Annotated in this window: 17 protein-coding genes; 15 read left to right on the plus strand and 2 right to left on the minus strand. The window is 70.6% G+C overall.

Annotated features, from left to right (window positions below; genetic code table 11):
• Nucleotides 1–41: 41 nt before the first annotated feature.
• The 9 genes from BLV76_RS09425 (at nt 42) to BLV76_RS09460 (ending at nt 9,440) form a co-directional block, all read left to right on the plus strand.
• On the plus strand, nt 42–1,286 hold the full coding sequence (locus BLV76_RS09425) for an alpha/beta hydrolase (RefSeq protein WP_090968899.1): 1,245 nt from the start codon (nt 42–44) through the stop codon (nt 1,284–1,286).
• 61 nt (nt 1,287–1,347) lie between these two features.
• On the plus strand, nt 1,348–2,574 hold the full coding sequence (locus BLV76_RS09430; protein WP_281246159.1) for an FAD-dependent oxidoreductase: 1,227 nt from the start codon (nt 1,348–1,350) through the stop codon (nt 2,572–2,574).
• Nucleotides 2,571–2,789: a hypothetical protein gene (locus BLV76_RS23315; protein ID WP_281246160.1), complete on the plus strand. Its 219-nt coding sequence runs from the start codon at nt 2,571–2,573 to the stop codon at nt 2,787–2,789. The genes BLV76_RS09430 and BLV76_RS23315 overlap by 4 nt, the downstream gene beginning before the upstream one ends.
• Nucleotides 2,790–2,929: 140 nt before the next feature.
• Nucleotides 2,930–4,270 (plus strand): MFS transporter, encoded by a 1,341-nt coding sequence (locus BLV76_RS09435; protein ID WP_175539622.1) that lies wholly within the window; start codon nt 2,930–2,932, stop codon nt 4,268–4,270.
• Nucleotides 4,270–5,151 carry an isocitrate lyase/PEP mutase family protein gene (locus BLV76_RS09440; RefSeq protein WP_090968900.1) on the plus strand — a complete coding sequence of 294 codons (882 nt, stop codon included), beginning with the start codon at nt 4,270–4,272 and terminating at the stop codon, nt 5,149–5,151. Before BLV76_RS09435 ends, BLV76_RS09440 begins: the two co-directional genes overlap by 1 nt.
• Nucleotides 5,151–6,593, plus strand: a complete 1,443-nt coding sequence (locus BLV76_RS09445) for a dihydroorotase (protein WP_090968901.1) — start codon at nt 5,151–5,153, stop codon at nt 6,591–6,593. Before BLV76_RS09440 ends, BLV76_RS09445 begins: the two co-directional genes overlap by 1 nt.
• Nucleotides 6,590–7,312 carry an isochorismatase family protein gene (locus BLV76_RS09450; protein WP_090968902.1) on the plus strand — a complete coding sequence of 241 codons (723 nt, stop codon included), beginning with the start codon at nt 6,590–6,592 and terminating at the stop codon, nt 7,310–7,312. The genes BLV76_RS09445 and BLV76_RS09450 overlap by 4 nt, the downstream gene beginning before the upstream one ends.
• Nucleotides 7,309–8,733, plus strand: a complete 1,425-nt coding sequence (locus tag BLV76_RS09455) for an FAD-dependent oxidoreductase (RefSeq protein ID WP_175539623.1) — start codon at nt 7,309–7,311, stop codon at nt 8,731–8,733. The genes BLV76_RS09450 and BLV76_RS09455 overlap by 4 nt, the downstream gene beginning before the upstream one ends.
• Nucleotides 8,734–8,768: 35 nt before the next feature.
• Nucleotides 8,769–9,440, plus strand: coding sequence for a GntR family transcriptional regulator (locus BLV76_RS09460; RefSeq protein WP_090968903.1), 672 nt, complete (start codon nt 8,769–8,771; stop codon nt 9,438–9,440).
• Between the two features lie 28 nt (nt 9,441–9,468).
• Here BLV76_RS09460 and BLV76_RS09465 read toward each other — a convergent pair whose 3' ends face one another.
• The gene (locus BLV76_RS09465; RefSeq protein ID WP_090968904.1) at nt 9,469–9,774 is read right to left on the minus strand and encodes a CBU_0592 family membrane protein; all 306 of its coding nucleotides are present in this window, start codon (nt 9,772–9,774) and stop codon (nt 9,469–9,471) included.
• 118 nt (nt 9,775–9,892) lie between these two features.
• Here BLV76_RS09465 and BLV76_RS09470 point away from each other — a divergent pair, with 118 nt between their 5' ends.
• From BLV76_RS09470 to BLV76_RS09490, 5 genes are all read left to right on the plus strand, one after another.
• Nucleotides 9,893–10,813, plus strand: a complete 921-nt coding sequence (locus tag BLV76_RS09470; protein ID WP_090968905.1) for a LysR family transcriptional regulator — start codon at nt 9,893–9,895, stop codon at nt 10,811–10,813.
• Between the two features lie 100 nt (nt 10,814–10,913).
• Entirely contained in the window at nt 10,914–11,741 is an 828-nt protein-coding gene (locus BLV76_RS09475) for a GIY-YIG nuclease family protein (RefSeq protein WP_090968906.1), read from the plus strand.
• Between the two features lie 234 nt (nt 11,742–11,975).
• The gene (locus tag BLV76_RS09480) at nt 11,976–13,757 is read left to right on the plus strand and encodes a DUF2075 domain-containing protein (RefSeq protein WP_090972537.1); all 1,782 of its coding nucleotides are present in this window, start codon (nt 11,976–11,978) and stop codon (nt 13,755–13,757) included.
• 60 nt (nt 13,758–13,817) lie between these two features.
• A complete protein-coding gene (locus tag BLV76_RS09485) occupies nt 13,818–14,495 on the plus strand; it encodes a ComEA family DNA-binding protein (RefSeq protein WP_090968907.1) in 678 nt (225 codons plus the stop codon).
• A 224-nt stretch (nt 14,496–14,719) separates the two neighbouring features.
• Nucleotides 14,720–15,136 carry a BLUF domain-containing protein gene (locus BLV76_RS09490; protein WP_175539624.1) on the plus strand — a complete coding sequence of 139 codons (417 nt, stop codon included), beginning with the start codon at nt 14,720–14,722 and terminating at the stop codon, nt 15,134–15,136.
• A gap of 9 nt (nt 15,137–15,145) precedes the next feature.
• Here BLV76_RS09490 and BLV76_RS09495 read toward each other — a convergent pair whose 3' ends face one another.
• On the minus strand, nt 15,146–16,321 hold the full coding sequence (locus BLV76_RS09495) for an FAD-dependent monooxygenase (protein WP_090968909.1): 1,176 nt from the start codon (nt 16,319–16,321) through the stop codon (nt 15,146–15,148).
• Nucleotides 16,322–16,431: 110 nt separating this feature from the next.
• Between BLV76_RS09495 and BLV76_RS09500 the strand changes: the two genes are divergently transcribed.
• Nucleotides 16,432–17,229 (plus strand): SDR family NAD(P)-dependent oxidoreductase, encoded by a 798-nt coding sequence (locus BLV76_RS09500; RefSeq protein WP_090968910.1) that lies wholly within the window; start codon nt 16,432–16,434, stop codon nt 17,227–17,229.

Raw genomic sequence — 17,229 nt, forward strand, 5'->3', positions numbered from 1 at the left:
GCCCTGACAACTTCCTGACATCCGTCGACGAGGCTGCCGCCATGAATCGTCACCCCCTCCTGCCCAGGCTCCTGCGCCGCGCCCTCCCGGTGGTCGTCGCCGGCGCGCTCGTCGCGTCCCTGTCCACCGCCACCACGACGTCGTACGCCGCACCGGCCGGCACGACCGACCGCGCGAGCACCGACCGCGCGAGCACCGAGGTGGCCGTCTACGACTACGACCTGGGCGACGCGGCGATGACCGTGCCCGGCTTCCGGGGGTACGACGACAAGGGCATGCCGACCAAGGGGCGGGCGCCGATCGAGCTGACCGGCCGCGTCTACGCACCCGCCGACGCCGCCGGCCGGCACCTGCCGGTCGCGATCCTCGCGCACGGACTGTTCTGGACCTGCGCCAACAACACGAGCGGCAGGACGGAGGCCAACTGGCCGTGCCGGGAGCGCTTCGAGGGCATTCACAGCGACCAGGGCTACGACTACCTCGGCCGGACGCTCGCGGCCCGCGGGATGCTCGTGGTCTCGGTGGGCGCCAACGGCGTGAACGCCGGATCGCTCGGCGAGGTGGCTGACCGGGCTCGCGCCCTGGTCGCCTTCCGGCACCTGCGGCTGTGGCAGAAGCTCACCGAGCAGGGGAGCGGCCGGCTCGTCGGCGCCTTCCGGGTCGCCGGGACGGACACGCCGGCGACGCCGGACTTCACCGGTGCCGCCGACTTCCAGCGCGTCGGCCTGATGGGCCACTCGCGCGGCGGCCGCGGGATGATGTGGGCCGCGGCGAGGAAGAACCGCCACCTCGTGCCCGAGGGCGTACGACTCCGTGCGGTCTTCGGGTTCGCGCCCGCCGAGCCGCCGTTCATGGACCGGGCCTTCAAGCGCCTGCAGGTCACCGACGTCCCGCTCATGACGTGGGCCGGGTCCTGCGACCCGACCGGCGACGAGGCCGAGTTCAACCGGCTCGCCCGGCGCGCCGACAACCCGGTCAACATCGCGATCATGGTGCGCGGCGCCAACCACAACAACCTCAACACCCGCTGGGCCGCGAGCAGCGGCCTGCCCGGCGGCGAGGACGACGCGATGCACCCGAAGGGTCGCCCCGGGAAGTGCGTCTCCCAGCTGGACGGCGAGCTCCACGACACCCTCGGCGAGGACGACGAGCGCACGGTCGCCGCGACCTACCTCGAGGCCTTCTTCGCCCGCTACCTCCAGGGTGACCGCTCGGTCGACCCGGTGCTGGCCGGGACGAGCAAGCCGGACAAGGACCTCACCCGCGTGGACGTGAAGCGCTACTGACGGCGACCGTCCCACCCGGACGTGGGAGGCCGGCTCATGCGTGGCTGCCTAGCCTCGGGGGATGGCCTCTGAGCACTACGACCTCGTCATCATCGGCGCCGGCTCCGGCAACACGATCGTCGACGACCGGTTCGACGACTTCCGGGTGGCGCTCGTGGAGCGGGGGCCGCTCGGCGGGACCTGCCTGAACCGCGGCTGCATCCCGTCGAAGATGTTCATCCTGCCGGCCGACGTCGCCACCACGGCCCGTCGCGGGGACGCCTTGGGTGTCCCCGCGACGGTCGGACCGGCCGACTGGTCGGCCATCCGCGACCGGGTCATGGGCAAGGTCGACGAGGACGCCGCCGACGGCCTGGCCGGGCGTCGGGAGGAAGACAACATCGACGTCTACCAGGGCACCGCGACCTTCACCGGCCCGCGGCGACTCTCCGTGGACGTCGACGGTGTCGTCACCGAGATCACCGCCGACCAGGTGGTGCTGGCCACCGGGACGCGCCCGGTCGTGCCCGACATCCCCGGCCTGGAGGAGGCCGGCTTCGAGACCAGCGACACGATCATGCGGCTCGAGACGTTCCCGGCCCGGCTCGGTGTCGTCGGCGGAGGGTACGTCGGCTCGGAGCTGGCGCACGTGTTCTCCTCCTATGGCGCCGAGGTCGTGCAGGTCGAGGGGAGCGACACGCTCCTCAACGGGCAGGACGACGACGTCGCCGCCCACTTCACCGCGGCCGTGCAGGAGCGCTGGGACCTCCGGCTCGGCACCGAGCTCGAGAAGGTCAGCGGTGGTGACCGCGGGCCGATCACCCTGCACCTCGCGAACGGCGAGGAGGCCGAGGTCGACGTGCTGCTGCTCGCCATCGGTCGCGAGCCCAACTCCGACCTGCTCGACCTCGACGCCGCCGGGGTCGAGGCCGACGACAGCGGCCGCATCGTCGTCGGCGAGCACCAGCACACGTCCGCGGACGGCGTCTGGGCCCTCGGCGACGCCAGCAGCGAGGAGCCGCTCAAGCACGTCGCCAACCAGGACGCGCGCGTCGTCCAGCACAACCTGCTCCGCGCGCTGCGGGCTGGCGACGAGGACCGGTCGTCGTGGGTCACGAGCGACCACACCGCGGTCCCGCAGGCCGTCTTCGCGCACCCGCAGGTGGGCCGGGTCGGGCTCACCGAGGCGGAGGCCCGTGACGAGCACGGCGACGACGTGGTCGTCGCGCGCCACGACGTCGCCGACGTGGCGTACGGCTGGGCGCTGGCCGGTCACCTCGACGGCGACGCCGAGGCCCGGGGTTCGTGAAGCTGGTGGCCCGCCGCTCGACCGGCCGCCTCCTCGGCGCCCACGTCGTGGCCCCGATGGCGTCGGTGCTGGTGCAGCCGCTGGTCATGGCGATGGCGCACGACCTGCCGGTCGCCGGTCTCGCGCGCTCGATGTACTGGATCCACCCGGCGCTGACCGAGGTCGTCGAGAGCGCCCTGCTGGCCCTCGAGGAGGAGCTCGGCGACGACGGCTGACCGGAGATTGACGACTCTCAACTGTTGACAGTTGGCAGACGCGATCCTAGTTTGGTGTGACCCGGGCCACCGCATCCCGCTCGAGCCTGCCCAGCGGCAGCACCGAGGCGGCGTCCGGCACCACAACCAGAGGAGAAGCCGTGGACCAGCAGAGCGCCACGCCGCCGACGACCGTCCCGCCCGCCCCCGCCCACCGGGCGACGGCTCCGACCGAGGTGCAGCCCCGGGTCGTGCTCGCAGGTGCGGTCGGCTCGATCGTGGAGTACTTCGACTTCGGCGTCTACGGCTACGTCGCCACGATCATCGCCGCGAAGTTCTTCGTCACCGGGGACGACACGGCAGCGCTGCTGCTCACCCTCGCGACCTTCGGGCTGGCCTTCGTGCTGCGGCCGATCGGCGGGATCGTCTTCGGTCACTTCGGTGACAAGCACGGCCGCAAGAACGCCCTCGCCGCGACGGTCGTCATGATGGCGATCGCGAGCGGCCTGATCGGCTTCCTCCCGACCTACGCCTCGATCGGCGTCGGCGCCGCGGCACTGCTCGTGCTCGCCCGCTGCATGCAGGGCATCGCCGCCGGCGGCGAGCTGGGCGGAGCCGCGTCGTTCGTCGCCGAGTACGCCCCCACCGAGAAGCGCGGCCTGCTCTGCGCGTTCGTCCAGATGGGCGCCCTGGCCGGCTCGCTGCTCGCCTCGCTCGTCGTGACGCTGCTCTTCACGATCCTCGGCGACGGCGTCATGAACGACTGGGGCTGGCGCATCCCGTTCCTGATCGCCATCCCGCTCGGCGTCGTCGGCCTCGTCATCCGCTCCAAGCTGGGCGAGACCCCGGCTTTCAAGGCCGCCGAGGACGAGATCGAGGAGGAGAGCGCCCCGATCGTCGAGCTGCTGCGCGACCACTGGCGCGCGACCCTGACCTGCGTGGGACTGTCGATCCTGCTGTTCTCGGCCTACTACGTCGTCTACGTCTACGTGAACATCCACCTCCAGCGCGTGGTGGGCATGGAGACCCGCACCGCCTTCTGGTCGACCACGGCCTGCCTGGCCGTCGCGGTCGCGTGCATGCCGCTCTTCGGCAGGCTGTCCGACCACATCGGCCGCCGCCCGGTCTTCATCGGCGCGTCCGTGGCCGCGATCATCCTGCCGCTGCCCGGCTTCATGCTGCTCGAGTCGGGCACCGTCGGCGCGATCCTCGCCCACGTGCTGCTCGGCCTGATCGACTCGGCCCTGATGGGCGTCGCGCTGTCGGCCTACGCCGAGATGTTCCCGACCCGCGTGCGCTTCACCGGCATCGCGCTCGGCTTCAACATCGGAGCCGCGCTGGCCGGCGGCACCGCGCCCTACGTGTGCACCTGGCTCGTCGAGACGACCGGCTCGCCGCTGTCGCCGGCGTGGTTCCTCATCGGCACCGCCGTGATCACCCTGCTGACCGCCCTGACGATGCGTGAGACCAGGGGCGCCAACCTCAAGGCGGTGACCGCCTGATGTCGCGCTCCCCTGCTCGCCTGCGCGCCCTGCTGGAGTCCGGTGACCTGCCCCTGCTGCTTCCCGGCGCCCCCAACGCACTGACCGCCCGCGTCATCGAGGAGGCCGGTTTCGAGGCGGCGTACGTCTCCGGCGCCGGGGTCACCAACACCTTCCTCGGGATGCCCGACCTCGGGCTCATGTCGGTCACCGAGCTCACCTCGCACGTCGCCGCGATGGCCGATGCCGTGCGGATCCCGCTGGTCGTCGACGCCGACACCGGCTTCGGCAGCGCGCTCAACGTGGGCCGCACGGTCCGGGCACTCGAGCGGGCCGGCGCGGCGGCGATCCAGATCGAGGACCAGGTCATGCCCAAGAAGTGCGGGCACTTCGCCGGCAAGGAGGTCGTGTCGACCGGGGAGATGGTCGGCAAGATCAAGGCCGCCGTCGACGCCCGCGACGACGACGACCTCGTCGTCATCGCCCGCACCGACGCGCTGGCGATCGAGGGCATCGACGCCGCGTGCGAGCGGGCCAACGCCTACCGCGAGGCGGGCGCCGACGTGCTCTTCGTCGAGGCGCCCACCACGCGCGAGCAGCTGCGGCAGGTCACCAGCTCGGTGCCCGGCATCCACATGGCCAACATGGTCGAGGGCGGGCTGACCCCGATCCTGCCCCGCGAGGACCTGGCCGAGCTCGGCTTCGCCGTCGCCCTCTACGCCAACGCGGCCATGCGCGGCGCGGTGAAGGGGATGCGGGAGGTGCTCGGCCACCTCGCCAAGCACGGGGACACCAGCGAGGCCGCCGAGCTGATGATCACTTGGCAGGATCGACAGGCGCTGGTGCGCAAGCCCGAGTTCGACGAGCTCGATGCGCGCTACGCGGACCAGGAGGAGAGCTGATGCGCGAGCCCCACGTCCACGACCTCGTGCTGCGCGGCGGCCAGGTCTTCCAGGAGGGCCTCGGCCTCGTCGCCCTCGACGTCGCCGTCGACGACGGCCGGATCGCCGCTCTCCACGCCCCGGGCGCCGAGGTGCTCGCGCGCGAGAGCGTCGACCTCGCCGGCCGTGCCGTGCTGCCCGGCGGCATCGACCCGCACGTCCACCTCGGCAAGGACATCCGCGTCCCCCGTGACCCCGACGACGGCGAGCGCGAGACCGCCTCGGCCGTCGCGGGTGGCATCACCTCGATGCTGATCTACCTGATGAGCGCCGACGACTACCACCAGGTGCAGGCGGACTCCCGGGCCGCGATGGAGGGCAACAGCCACTGCGACTTCGGCTTCCACCTCGTGCTCGGCACCGACGAGCAGGTCGCCGACATCCCGTCCTACGTCTCCGAGCTGGGCGTGCCGAGCTTCAAATTCTTCATGAACTTCCGCGGTGACGAGGGGAAGTACCTCGGGCTGCCCGGCAATGACGACGCCTACATGTACGACCTCCTCGGCACGGCTGCCGACGCCGGCGCCCTGGTGTGCCCGCACCCGGAGAACATCGAGCTGGTCTGGAAGCTGCGCGAGCAGCCGAAGGACGAGACCCTCGGCCCGCTCGAGGCGTGGTACCGCTCGCGGCCGCCGATCGTGGAGGCCGAGGCCGTGCAGCGCGTGGCCTACTTCGCCAAGGCGACCGGTGCGTCGGTCTACGCCGTGCACACCTCGAGCCAGATGGCGCTGGCCGCCATGCAGCTGCAGCGCTCCGACTACGACAACCTCTTCGTCGAGACCTGCACCCAGTACCTCACCCTCGACACCTCCGCCGACTGCGGCACCTACGGCAAGGTCAACCCGCCGCTGCGGCACGCCGAGGACGTCGAGGCGCTGTGGGAAGGCGTCGCGTCGGGCGCGGTCGACACGATCGGCTCCGACCACAACGCCCGGCACCGCAGCAACAAGGAGAAGGACATCTGGGACGCCTCGGCCGGGTTCCCCGGCACCGGCCTGGTCCTCCCGGTCGGCCTGGCCGAAGGGCTCTGCCGTGGCGTCGAGCTCGAGCGGATGGTCCAGGCGACCTCGACCCGCGCCGCCCAGCTCTTCGGCCTCTACCCGCAGAAGGGCACGATCCGCGTCGGCTCCGACGCCGACCTGGCCGTCGTCGACCTCGACGGCAGCTTCACGGTGACGGCCGAGACCCAGCACTCCGCGGCGGACTACTCGCCCTGGGAGGGCACCGAGGTCGGCCTGCGCGTCGTCCACACGATCGTCGGGGGACGCTTCGCGATGCGCGACGGCGTCGTCTCCGACGAGCCCAGCGGCCGCTACCTCGCCCGCACCGAGAGCGGCGCGGCCGCGCTCGACACGATCACGCACCTGTCCGACGCCCACGACGAGAGCGAGCAGCACGCATGAGCACCCCGACCGGTGACCGCCCCTGGGAGGTGGGAGGAGCGGGGATCATCGACGAGACCACGCGCCACCGCTACGAGCTGGCCGGCTTCGGCAAGCCCATCGGGATGGGCACCCGCCCCGCCCTGCTGATCATCGACGTCCAGTACCGCACGATCGGCACCACGCCGGCGCCCTTCGAGGAGTCGGTGGAGGAGTTCACCACCTCGTGCGGCGAGGTCGGGCACGCGGCCGTGACACACATCGCCGAGCTCGTCGCCCTGTTCCGCGCGAAGGGCTGGCCGATCCTCTACCCGCACGTCGCGCCGAAGCAGTCGTACGACACCGGGGCGCTGGCCGCGAAGGTCCCGGGGATCATGGACGTGCCCGCCCGCGGCTACGACTTCGTGGAGGAGGTCGCGCCCCGGGAGGGCGACGTACTGCTCCCGAAACGGCACCCCAGCGCGTTCTTCGGCACGCCGCTGGCGAGCTACCTGGTCGAGGCCGGCGCCGACACGCTCGTCGTGACCGGGTGCACCACGTCGGGCTGCGTGCGGTCCAGCGTCGCCGATGCGTTCTCCTACAACTTCAAGGTGAGCGTGCCGTCCGACGCGGTCTACGACCGCAGCCCCGTCGTGCACGAGGCGAACCTCTTCGACATGTCGCAGAAGTACGCCGACGTCGCGACGACCGCGGAGATCCTCGAGCGACTCTCGACCATCCCAGAGGCGGCGGCCCGATGACCGCCGCCACGGCGCACGTGGACGAACAGGGCGTGGCGACCGACGTCGACGTCGTCGTCGTGGGCTCCGGAGGGTGCGGTCTGGCGGCGGCACTGGCGGTGGCGGACACGGGTGCCAGCGTCGTGGTGCTGGAGAAGATGGACACCGCGCGCGGCAACACCTTCGTGTCGACTGGCTCGATCCCGGGCGCCGGCACGAAGTACCAGCGCGCCGCCGGCATCGATGACGACGCCGACCGGATGATCGCCGACCTGCTGCGACAGTCCGGGCCGCACGAGGCCGAGGACCTCACGGCGCTGCTCGCCCGGACGTCCGCGTCGCTCGTCGAGTGGCTGGTCGAGGAGCACGCCGTCGGGCTGCAGGTCATCACCGAGTACAAGCACGTCGGGCACAGCGTCCCGCGGCTCCACGCCCCCGCCGACAAGCGCGGGGCGTCGCTGATGAAGGACCTGCTCGCCGCCGTCGACAAGGCAGGCGTCGACGTGCTCGTCGGAAACCCGGTCACCGAGCTCCTCGTCGAGGACGGCAGGGTGGTCGGCGTGCACGTCGACGGCCCGCGCTGCGGGTCGTACGACCTGCGTGCGAGCGCCGTGATCCTGGCGGCCAACGGCTTCGGCAACTCCTCGGAGCTCCGCGCCAGGTTCCTGCCCGACGTCGTCGACGCGCCCTACCTCGGCGCGGAGGGCTCGACCGGCGAGGCGATGACGTGGGCGCTCGACCTCGGCGCCGACACCGCCAACATGGGTGCCTTCCAGGGCTACGCCGCCGTCGCCGACCCGCACGGGTCCATCACGTCGTGGACCACCGTCGAGCAGGGCGCCGTGCTCGTCGACCCCGCCGGGAGGCGGATGGACGACGAGTCCGTGGGCTACTCCGGCTTCGCTGCGGTGGTCTCCGCGAGCACCGCGACGTCGTGGGTCGTGATGGACGCCGCCACCCGGGACCGGGTGGCCGGCAAGGAGCCGGAGTTCGCCGAGCTCGTCGAGATGAACGGGGTGCGCGAGGCCGACACGCCTGAGGCGCTCGCCGAGGTGATCGGGTGCGACCCGGCGACCCTGCGCGCGACGCTGGAGGCCGCCTCCGCGGCTGCCGCCGGCGAGGCCGAGGACGAGTTCGGCCGCACCGACTGGGGCCACGGCCCGCTCGGCACGCCCCTGTGTGCCGTCCGCTCGCAGCCTGCGCTCTTCCACACCCAGGGAGGTGTCCGCGTCGACTCCGACGCGCGTGTCCTGCGCGCCGACGGCACGGTCGTCGAGGGCCTGTACGCCGGTGGCGGCGTCGCGGCCGGCGTCTCCGGCCAGAAGGGTGGCGCGGGCTACTCGTCCGGCAACGGACTGCTCGCCGCGATCGGCCTCGGCCGGCTCGCGGGCGCCCATGCCGGGCGCCGGGCCTCTGCGCTGGACGACGCCGCAGTCCGGTAGTTTCGCGGGAGGGAACGACCGGGGGAGGAGGGTCCGTGGGCGCATCGATGCCGGCACCGCTCGGCGGTGAGGTCACCTATGCCGACCGCAGCGTCGCCGTGCTGCGCGCGATGATCCTCGACGGCTCCCTCTCACCCGGCGAGCGGCTCAACGAGGTCCACCTCTCGCAGGCGCTCGGCATCAGCCGCGGTCCCCTGCGGGAGGCACTGCGGCGACTGGCCAGTGAGGGACTCCTCGACCTCGTGCCGCACCGCGGCGCGTTCGTCTCCTCCTTCGACCCGGTCCAGCTCGCCGAGCTCTACCAGCTCAGGATCGCCCTCGAGACGCACGCCGCCCGCCTCGTCGCCGAGCTCGACGACCGGTCGGGCGTCGAGGAGCTGGCGCGGGCGCTCGACGATGCGGCCGCGCTGCTCGACGAGCAGGACTCGGCGGCATACCCCACCGACCAGGACTTCCACGGCACGCTGATGCGGCTGGCCGCCAACACCGCGCTGCGCGAGGCGGCCGACTCGGTGTCGGCGCGGATGAGCCTGGCGCGGTCGAGGTCGGCGAGCCAGCCGGCCCGGGCCCGCGCCGCGCTGGCCGAGCACCGCGACATCCTCGTCGCCCTCGTCGAGGGCGATGCGGACCGTGCCGCCTCGTTGCTGCGCGCGCACCTCGAGCGCTCGCTGGACAACGCGATCGCCCTGCTCGACGCCGGCGCCTGAGGCCGGACGAGCGGGCCTACGGGGCGGGTCAGACCAGGCAGTCGATGGGCTCGTAGAGCGCCTGCATCGCGGTGGTCGCGCGCGAGCGACGGCTGCGAATGCGGCGGCGGACCTCGACACCGATGCTGTGCATGCCGACGGCGGCCCAGACGACGTTGGAGGCGACGCTCGGCCAGGCGCCGTAGTAGGCGCTGGCGGCACCGCCGAGGAGACCGCCGACGGTGTTCATCACGGCATAGGTCAGCGAGTCGGAGGCGAGCTTGCCCCGCCACAACAGGATGTAGGCCGCGAACGTCCCCATCGTGCCGACCCAACCCAGTGCTGCCGCGATCATCGTGCTGTTCCTGCTTCTTCCCAGGCGACCCCCACGGCCACCGACCCCTGAAGTCTGACCCTGTTGGGTATTCAGATCAAACGCACATTTCTACATCGGCAGTTTAGAGTTGCTGAACATGGAGATCGATCCGAGGCGCCTCAGGTTCCTGCTCGCCGTGGCGCGGTCCGGAGGCGTCCTCGCGGCCGCTGACGACTTACGCGTCACGCCATCTGCTGTTTCCCAACAGTTGGCCAGGTTGGAGGCCGAGGTGGGCCGCCCGCTCGTCCGTCGTACGCCGACGGGCACCGTGCTGACCGACGACGGCCTGGCCCTGGCGGAGGCTGCCGAGGACGTGGAGAAGGTGCTGACCGAGGCCCGCGCGCGGCTCGTCGACGACGAGGACGAGCCCGGCGGCACGGTCCGCGTCGGCGGCTTCCACAGCTTCCTGTCGCAGGTGCTGCTGCCGCAGATCCCGGCCTGGCGGGAGGGCCACCCGCGGCTGCGGTTCGAGGTCGTCGAGTCGTCCGAGGAGGAGACGCTGCGCATGCTGCGGGCGCGCGAGCTCGACATCGCGATCCTGGAGATCGACGTCGAGGAGACAGCGCGCAAGCTCCCCGCCCGCCTGACCGAGACGCCCCTGCTCGACGAGCCGTGGAAGGTCGTCGTTCCCGCCGGCACGATCACGGCCGAGGACTCCGTCGACCTCTCCCGCCTCGGACTGCCCTGGCTCGGCGTCGACCCCGACGGGGCCTGGGCAAGTGCCCTGAAGCGCGTACGCCGTGCCGCCGGCAGCGACACCCCGACCATCCACCGCTACGCCGAGACCCGGACCGCCCTCGCCCTCGTCGCCGCCGGCGAGGGCATGGCCCTCGTGCCCTCCCTCGCCCTCGAGGGCATCACGCAGGAGGGCATCGAGACGTTGGACGTGCCTGGGCTGGGTCAGCGCCGCATCGTGCTTCGGCGGTACGAGGGGCGCGGGGTGCCGAAGGTGGTCGATCTGGCGGCGGGGTTGATCCGCGAGGCTGCTTCGGCCTGGGACTTCGGGGGTGGGGAGTGAGGGGAACTCTGTAGCCCAGCCCGCCGCGAGCGAGTCACCGCCCGTGGTGTTCAGCCAGCGCTCGCGGCAGAGACACGAGCTTGCCGCCTAGAGTCGGTTCATGCAGCCGATCCCGCTGGCGTCAATCCTGCCCGCCGATCTCGAGCCGACGGCATGCAAGCTCCATTGCGCGGTCTACAACGGCACGACCTACCCGATTGACGTTTTGGCGAACGACCCGGCTGAGTGGCAGCGCTGGAACTCGTGGCGCGGGGACAAGAACGACTTCAACCGCCAGTTGATCTTCTCCCTAGCGCAGGATCGCCACGACGCGAGTCTCTGGTTGTTCGGTGGTGTGTGGGAGGTGTCCGCCCGCCGGCCCGATCCGCGGACCTACTCCTACGACGTCATCGCTCGCGATGATCTGATGGGGCCGTTCATCCGCCGCTTGTACGTGCGAATGCACTTGGCCGGGCGACAGCGCCGCAGGACGATGGAGTCCTGTTTGGACGAGATGGCGGTGTCGTCGATTCTCGAAGAGGAGTTCGTCGGCGACCCCTTCCCTGGGCATGACCGCATCAATCACTCGCTCGGAGAACTCCAAGTGATCGTGCAGCAGCAGCGACCTGACTGGCGCATCGCTCTGGAACACATGAAGGGTGTCTACGTCATCCATGACCAGACGACCGGTGCGCGATACGTCGGATCCGCGTACGGGGATACCGGAATATGGCAGCGGTGGAGCGCATATGCGGCCACTCTGCATGGACACAACGTTGGACTGCAGGAGCTGCTCCGAGAGAAGGGCGAGCAGTTCTTCCGCGAGAACATGAAGTTCGCGCTGCTGGAGTTCTGGTCCGTGCGCACCGACGACAATCACGTTCTCGAGCGGGAGTCGTACTGGAAAGAGGTTCTGCATGCCCGCACCCTCGGTCATAACAAGAACTGAAGCCGTCGGCATCGTTCCCATGTGATCGTCACGGGCAACGAACACAGGTGCCTGCGCAACGGTGGTTAGCATCGACACCGTAATCCGCTCGGCCCGACAGCGCGCGTCTCTCACGACAAGCCTCCAACCCGATCGGGAAGACTGTCATGCCTTCCTGGAGTTGTCGTGCCGCTGTTTCGCGCCTCCGTCACTGGAGTCCGAGCCCAGATCGCTGCCAACACGTTGGTGCCGACGATGAGTGAGCAGTTCGCTCACGCCTACGGGTATCGCGCCTCCATCGCTGAACAGCGGTCGTGGGAGCGCAGTCTGACGGTTCTGACGGGCGACCTACACGACGCCGGCCTGGACAAGGTCGAGGTCCTGCTCGAGTACCAGCTCCCACTGACCAGTCGAAGAGTCGATGCGTTGCTGTGCGGCACGCATCCTCGGACGGGCGAGGCGTCGTACGTAGTTGTCGAGCTGAAGCAGTGGAGCAGTGCGGCGCCAGTCGACGGCACCGATGACGTGGTCCTCGACGACGGTCGCGGCCGGCGACTGCACCCGGCTGCCCAAGTAGGCGGATATTGCGACTACCTCGCGGACTTCAACGCAGCCCTCGGCGGATCGACCGATCGACTTGCCGGCGTCGCCTACCTGCACAACGCGGATGACGACGGTGTCAGTGGACTGTGGGACTTCGAGCAGAGCCGCACACGTCGTATGTTCACCGGTCAGCGCCGCGGCGAGTTCCTGGACTTCCTCAAGGGCAGGTTGTCGACGATCCCCGGTGCCGACGCGGCCGATGCGTTGCTCGGAGCTGCCATCAAGCCGAGCAAGCAGCTCCTTGACCTCGCCGCGCAGGAGATCAAGGAGCGGGAGCAGTTCGTCCTTCTCGACGAGCAGCAAGTCGCGTACTCCATGATTCTGCGGGCGGTGGAACACGCGCGGCGAGCGAACACCAAAGAGGTCGTTGTCGTCACGGGTGGTCCTGGGTCCGGCAAGAGTGTGATCGCTCTGAGCCTTCTCGGCGAGCTGTCGCGGCAGGGCCGCTCCGTCCTCCACGCCACCGGTTCGTCGGCGTTCACTCAGACCCTGCGCAAGGTCGCGGGGCATCGGGAGCCTCGGGTCAAAGCTCTCTTCAGCTACTACAACAACTTCGTCGACGCCGACAAGAACGGTCTCGACGTCCTGATCAACGACGAGGCCCACCGCATCCGCGAGACTTCGACCAACCGCTGGACGCCGGCAGCCAAGAGGTCAGGACGTCCGCAGGTCGAGGACCTCATCGATGCCGCGCGTGTCTCCGTCTTCCTCCTCGACGAGCACCAGGTCGTCAAGCCTGGCGAGCGCGGCAACGTGGCCGACATCGTTGCTGCTGCCGGCCGCCTTGGCTGTGAGGTCGTTCAGATCGACCTCGATGACCAGTTCCGTTGCGGTGGTAGCCGTCTGTACGAGGAGTGGGTCATGCGCCTGCTCGGGCTCGAACCCGGTGGTCCGATGGCGTGGCCCGGTGATGAGGTCTTCGATCTTGACCTGGCGGAGTCGCCCGGTGAGATGGAGCTCAGGCTGCGCGCTCGTCTGGACCGAGGATTCTCGAGTCGCATCGCGGCTGGCTACTGCTGGTCCTGGAGCAAGCCCAAGGGCGACATCCTCTTTCCGGACGTGCAGATCGGCGACTGGAAGCGTCCGTGGAACAACCCGAAGGACACGAAGGTCGGCGCGGCGCCCGGGCGGCCCTTCTGGGCATCCGATCCTGCCGGGTTCGAACAGGTGGGCTGCGTCTACACCGCCCAAGGCTTTGAGTACGACTACAGCGGCGTCATCTTTGGCGACGACCTGGTCTGGCGCACCGATCGCTGGGAGGCGCGCCCGGACAGGAGCAAGGACAACCAGGTCCGACGGGCGGCACCGGATGACTTCGACCGGGCGATCCGCAACACGTACAAGGTCCTACTCACGCGGGGCATGCGTGGGACGCTCGTGTACTCCACGGACGCCGAGACGCAGGACTTCCTCGCGAGTCTCATTCACGTCTAGCCCAAGGCTGATCCGCGGCATGGGCCGTCATCGGCCTGCGCTGACACCTACGATCTCCGCATGCAGCCGCCGACGCCTTACCTCGTCTCGAAGCCGCCCAAGTGGCTGTGGATCGTGCCGGTGGCGTCGGTGGGCTTCCTGGCGCTCGTCCCGGTGATCACGATCGCGGCCAAGGCGAGGTCGGCGCGCACGTGGCTGGTCGCCGGCGCACTGTCGGCGGCGTGGCTCGCCGGCTTCGCGATGATCGGTTCGAACGAGGACGGCACCACGTCCGACGTCGGCGGGTTCCTCTTCCTCGGCACGCTCATCACCTCCGTCGTCTTCGCGCTCGTGATGGGTCCGAAGGTCGAGTGGCCGGGGAAGGTCGTCTACGGAGCGCCGCCGCCATCGCCGCCGCACGACCCCAACGCGGCTGCCGTCGCGAGCGTCGAGGCCGGGCGCCGCAAGCGCCACGAGGCGCGCGAGCTGCTGCAACGAGACCCGATGATGGCGCGGGACCTGCGGATCGGCAGGCCCGACCTGGAGCGGCAGTACGACGACGGTGGGCTCATCGACGTGAACAGCGCGCCGCCGGAGGTGATGAGCCACTGGCTCGGCCTCAGCCCGGCGGAGTCCGCGCAGGTGGTGGACGCCCGGACCCAGCTCGGGAGGTTCCAGCACCCGGACGACCTGGTGAACTACGCGAACCTCGACCCGGCGACGTACGACCGGGTGAGCGACCGCATCGTCCTGATGTGAGGCGCAGGTCCTCTGGATGCCCCGGCCGGCGGTTGAGGGGGGTCACACGCCAACCGGGGTCCCGCGCGGCCGTGGGACGCTGCCAACCGCCGGCCGCGCGACCAGGGGTGGCGGGGTCCGTCCACTGTCCTCCACCCCTGGGTGTGAGGTCCATCGGAACTCACCGCAGGCATCGTGCAGGAATGGCACGATTGCCGCCCCCGCACCCTGAACCCGGAGGACACTTGCTCTCGATCACCTACCTCAGCTCGGCTGTCGAGCAGTGGAGCGACGACGAGCTCGAGGAGCTGCTCCGCCACGCGCGCGGCACCAACGCGACGGTCGAGGTCACCGGGATGCTGCTCTACTCCGGCGGCAACTTCATCCAGACGCTCGAGGGCCCCGACGAGGCCGTGGACGCCATCATGGCCAAGGTCGAGGACGACTCGCGGCACCAGGGCGTGCTGGTCGTGCGGCGCGAGGAGGTCGCCGACCGGCTCTTCTCCGGCTGGTCGATGGGCTTCCGCCGGGTCTCGCCCGGCGAGGCCGAGGAGATCCCCGGGTTCACCGACTACCTCGACACCGGGACGATCGAGGGCGCCGACACCCGCCGGCACGCGGTGATGACGTTCCACCGCGTCTTCCGCGAGCGCATCCGCTGAGGGGCCGTCTCAGGCGGTCGGCACCGGCGGCAGCTCGCGCTCGGTCTCCGCGATGTCGGTGATCTTCGCGGCCACCGGCTCAAAGATCTTGGCGGTGAGCACCTTGTCGGCGACCCGACGTGCGGCGACGCCGACCTTCGACTGGGGGTAGGCGAACGGGATCACCCAGCGCGGCATCGTCTGGGCGTCCTCGACCAGGGGCCGCATCCACCCCTCGTACGCCGCGATGGCGGCCGCCGTGTCGTCCCGGTGCTGGCTGAAGGCGGACGCGAGGACGTACCCGCTCGTCAGCGCCAGCGAGGCGCCGCCGCCACCCATCGGGGTCACGCACCACGCGGCGTCGCCGGTCAGGACGACGTTGCCGCGGTGCCACGTCTCCACCCGGACCTGCGTGAGGTCGTCGACGTACACGTCGTCGGACGTCGCCAGCTCGTCGAGAAGCCGCGGCGCCTCCCAGCCGGCATCGGCGTACCTCTCGCGCAGCAGCGACATCGCCTCGGCGTGGTCGAGGCCGGCCAGGCCGTCGTCGTCGGTGAAGGCGAGGATCCCGCGGGTGGTGCCGCGGTTGTCGGGGCGCAGGTGCACCTGGCGGCCCTCGGTGGTGGTGAACCAGCGCCAGCGGTCGTCGTCGCCCGGCACCCGCGGGATCGTGCCGAACACCATCGTCACGCCCAGCGGACGCTTCTCGACCTCGTCGCCGAACAGCAGGTCGCGGGTCCGCGAGCGCACCCCCTCGGCGATCACGACCAGGTCTGCTGCGAGCCGGTGGCCGCCGGCGGTGACGACCTCGTCGTCGTGGACCTCCTCGATCCGGTCGTCGAAGACGAGCTCCACGCCGTCGGGCAGGACGTCGAGGATCGCCCGGGCCAGGTCGCCGCGCAGCACCTCGAGCTCGGCCGTGGCGCCGTCCTCGCCGCCGAACGGGAGCTCGGCGACCACGTCACCGGAGTCGTCGACCATGACCGTCCCGGTCTCGGTGGTGTTCTGCGCGCGGACCGCCTCGGTCAGGCCCATCCGCTCGAGGACGTCCTTGGCGACACCGCGCACGTCGACGTTCTGCCCGCCGTCGCGGAACGACGGGGCCCGCTCGATGACCGTGACGTCCCAGCCGGACGAGCCGAGCCAGTAGGCCGCCGAGAGTCCGGCGATGCTGGCGCCCAAGATCACTGCCCTGCGGTCGGTCATCGACTCTCCTTCGAGGTGGCGTGGGGTCCGACCACAGTGGCAGGGCCCCCCAACCGCTCCAACCCCTCCGGGGGTGGGACCGACCCGTCCCGAGGTGGTGGTCTCGTGCCATGGACCTCGGAATCTCCGGCAAGAAGGCACTCATCACCGGCGGTGCGGGCGGCATCGGCCGTGCCACCGCCCAGGCGCTCCTCGACGACGGGGTGGAGGTCGTGCTCAGCGACCAGGACCCCGACCAGCTCGACCGGGCCGTCGCCTCCCTCACCGTCTCGTCGAGCGTCCACAAGATCGCTGCCGACCTCTCCGACGTGGCCGCGGCCGAGCGCCTGGCCCGCGAGGTGGCCCTGACGGTCGGCGACATCGACATCCTCGTCAACGGCGCCGGGATCACGGGGCCGACCGGTGCCTTTCACGAGCTCGACGACGACGCCTTCACCGACGTGCTCACCACCAACCTGCTGTCGGCGCTCCGGGTGACGCGCGCCTTCCTGCCCACTCTCCGCGGACGGGGGTGGGGGCGGATCGTCTTCGTCAACAGCGAGGACGCCGTGCAGCCCTACGACGACGAGCTGCCCTACGTCACGGCGAAGGCCGGCCTGCTCGCCTTCGCGAAGGGCCTGTCCCGGACCTACGCCGGTGAGGGCCTGCTGGTCAACAGCGTCTCGCCGGCCTTCATCAACACCCCGATGACCGACGCGATGATGGACCAGCGCGCCGAGGAGGAGGGCGGCACGCGCGACGAGGCGATCGCGTCGTTCCTGGAGGAGGAGCGGCCCTACATGGAGCTCGGCCGTCGCGGCGAGCCCGAGGAGGTCGCGGCCGTCATCGCGTTCCTCTGCTCCGACCGCGCCAGCTTCGTCAACGGCTCGAACTACCGCGTCGACTCGGGATCGGTCGCCACGATCTGA

The sequence above is a fragment of the Nocardioides exalbidus genome (assembly GCF_900105585.1).
Taxonomy (GTDB): Bacteria; Actinomycetota; Actinomycetes; order Propionibacteriales; family Nocardioidaceae; genus Nocardioides; species Nocardioides exalbidus.

Bases quoted from the DNA above. Each gene is read 5' to 3' on its own strand.
- BLV76_RS09425 (WP_090968899.1), top strand. From the start codon at position 42: ATGAATCGTCACCCCCTCCTGCCCAGGCTCCTGCGCCGCGCCCTCCCG.
- BLV76_RS09430 (WP_281246159.1), top strand. From the start codon at position 1,348: ATGGCCTCTGAGCACTACGACCTCGTCATCATCGGCGCCGGCTCCGGC.
- BLV76_RS09440 (WP_090968900.1), top strand. From the start codon at position 4,270: ATGTCGCGCTCCCCTGCTCGCCTGCGCGCCCTGCTGGAGTCCGGTGAC.
- BLV76_RS09445 (WP_090968901.1), top strand. From the start codon at position 5,151: ATGCGCGAGCCCCACGTCCACGACCTCGTGCTGCGCGGCGGCCAGGTC.
- BLV76_RS09450 (WP_090968902.1), top strand. From the start codon at position 6,590: ATGAGCACCCCGACCGGTGACCGCCCCTGGGAGGTGGGAGGAGCGGGG.
- BLV76_RS09455 (WP_175539623.1), top strand. From the start codon at position 7,309: ATGACCGCCGCCACGGCGCACGTGGACGAACAGGGCGTGGCGACCGAC.
- BLV76_RS09465 (WP_090968904.1), bottom strand. From the start codon at position 9,774: ATGATCGCGGCAGCACTGGGTTGGGTCGGCACGATGGGGACGTTCGCG.
- BLV76_RS09470 (WP_090968905.1), top strand. From the start codon at position 9,893: ATGGAGATCGATCCGAGGCGCCTCAGGTTCCTGCTCGCCGTGGCGCGG.
- BLV76_RS09475 (WP_090968906.1), top strand. From the start codon at position 10,914: ATGCAGCCGATCCCGCTGGCGTCAATCCTGCCCGCCGATCTCGAGCCG.
- BLV76_RS09480 (WP_090972537.1), top strand. From the start codon at position 11,976: ATGAGTGAGCAGTTCGCTCACGCCTACGGGTATCGCGCCTCCATCGCT.
- BLV76_RS09485 (WP_090968907.1), top strand. From the start codon at position 13,818: ATGCAGCCGCCGACGCCTTACCTCGTCTCGAAGCCGCCCAAGTGGCTG.
- BLV76_RS09495 (WP_090968909.1), bottom strand. From the start codon at position 16,321: ATGACCGACCGCAGGGCAGTGATCTTGGGCGCCAGCATCGCCGGACTC.
- BLV76_RS09500 (WP_090968910.1), top strand. From the start codon at position 16,432: ATGGACCTCGGAATCTCCGGCAAGAAGGCACTCATCACCGGCGGTGCG.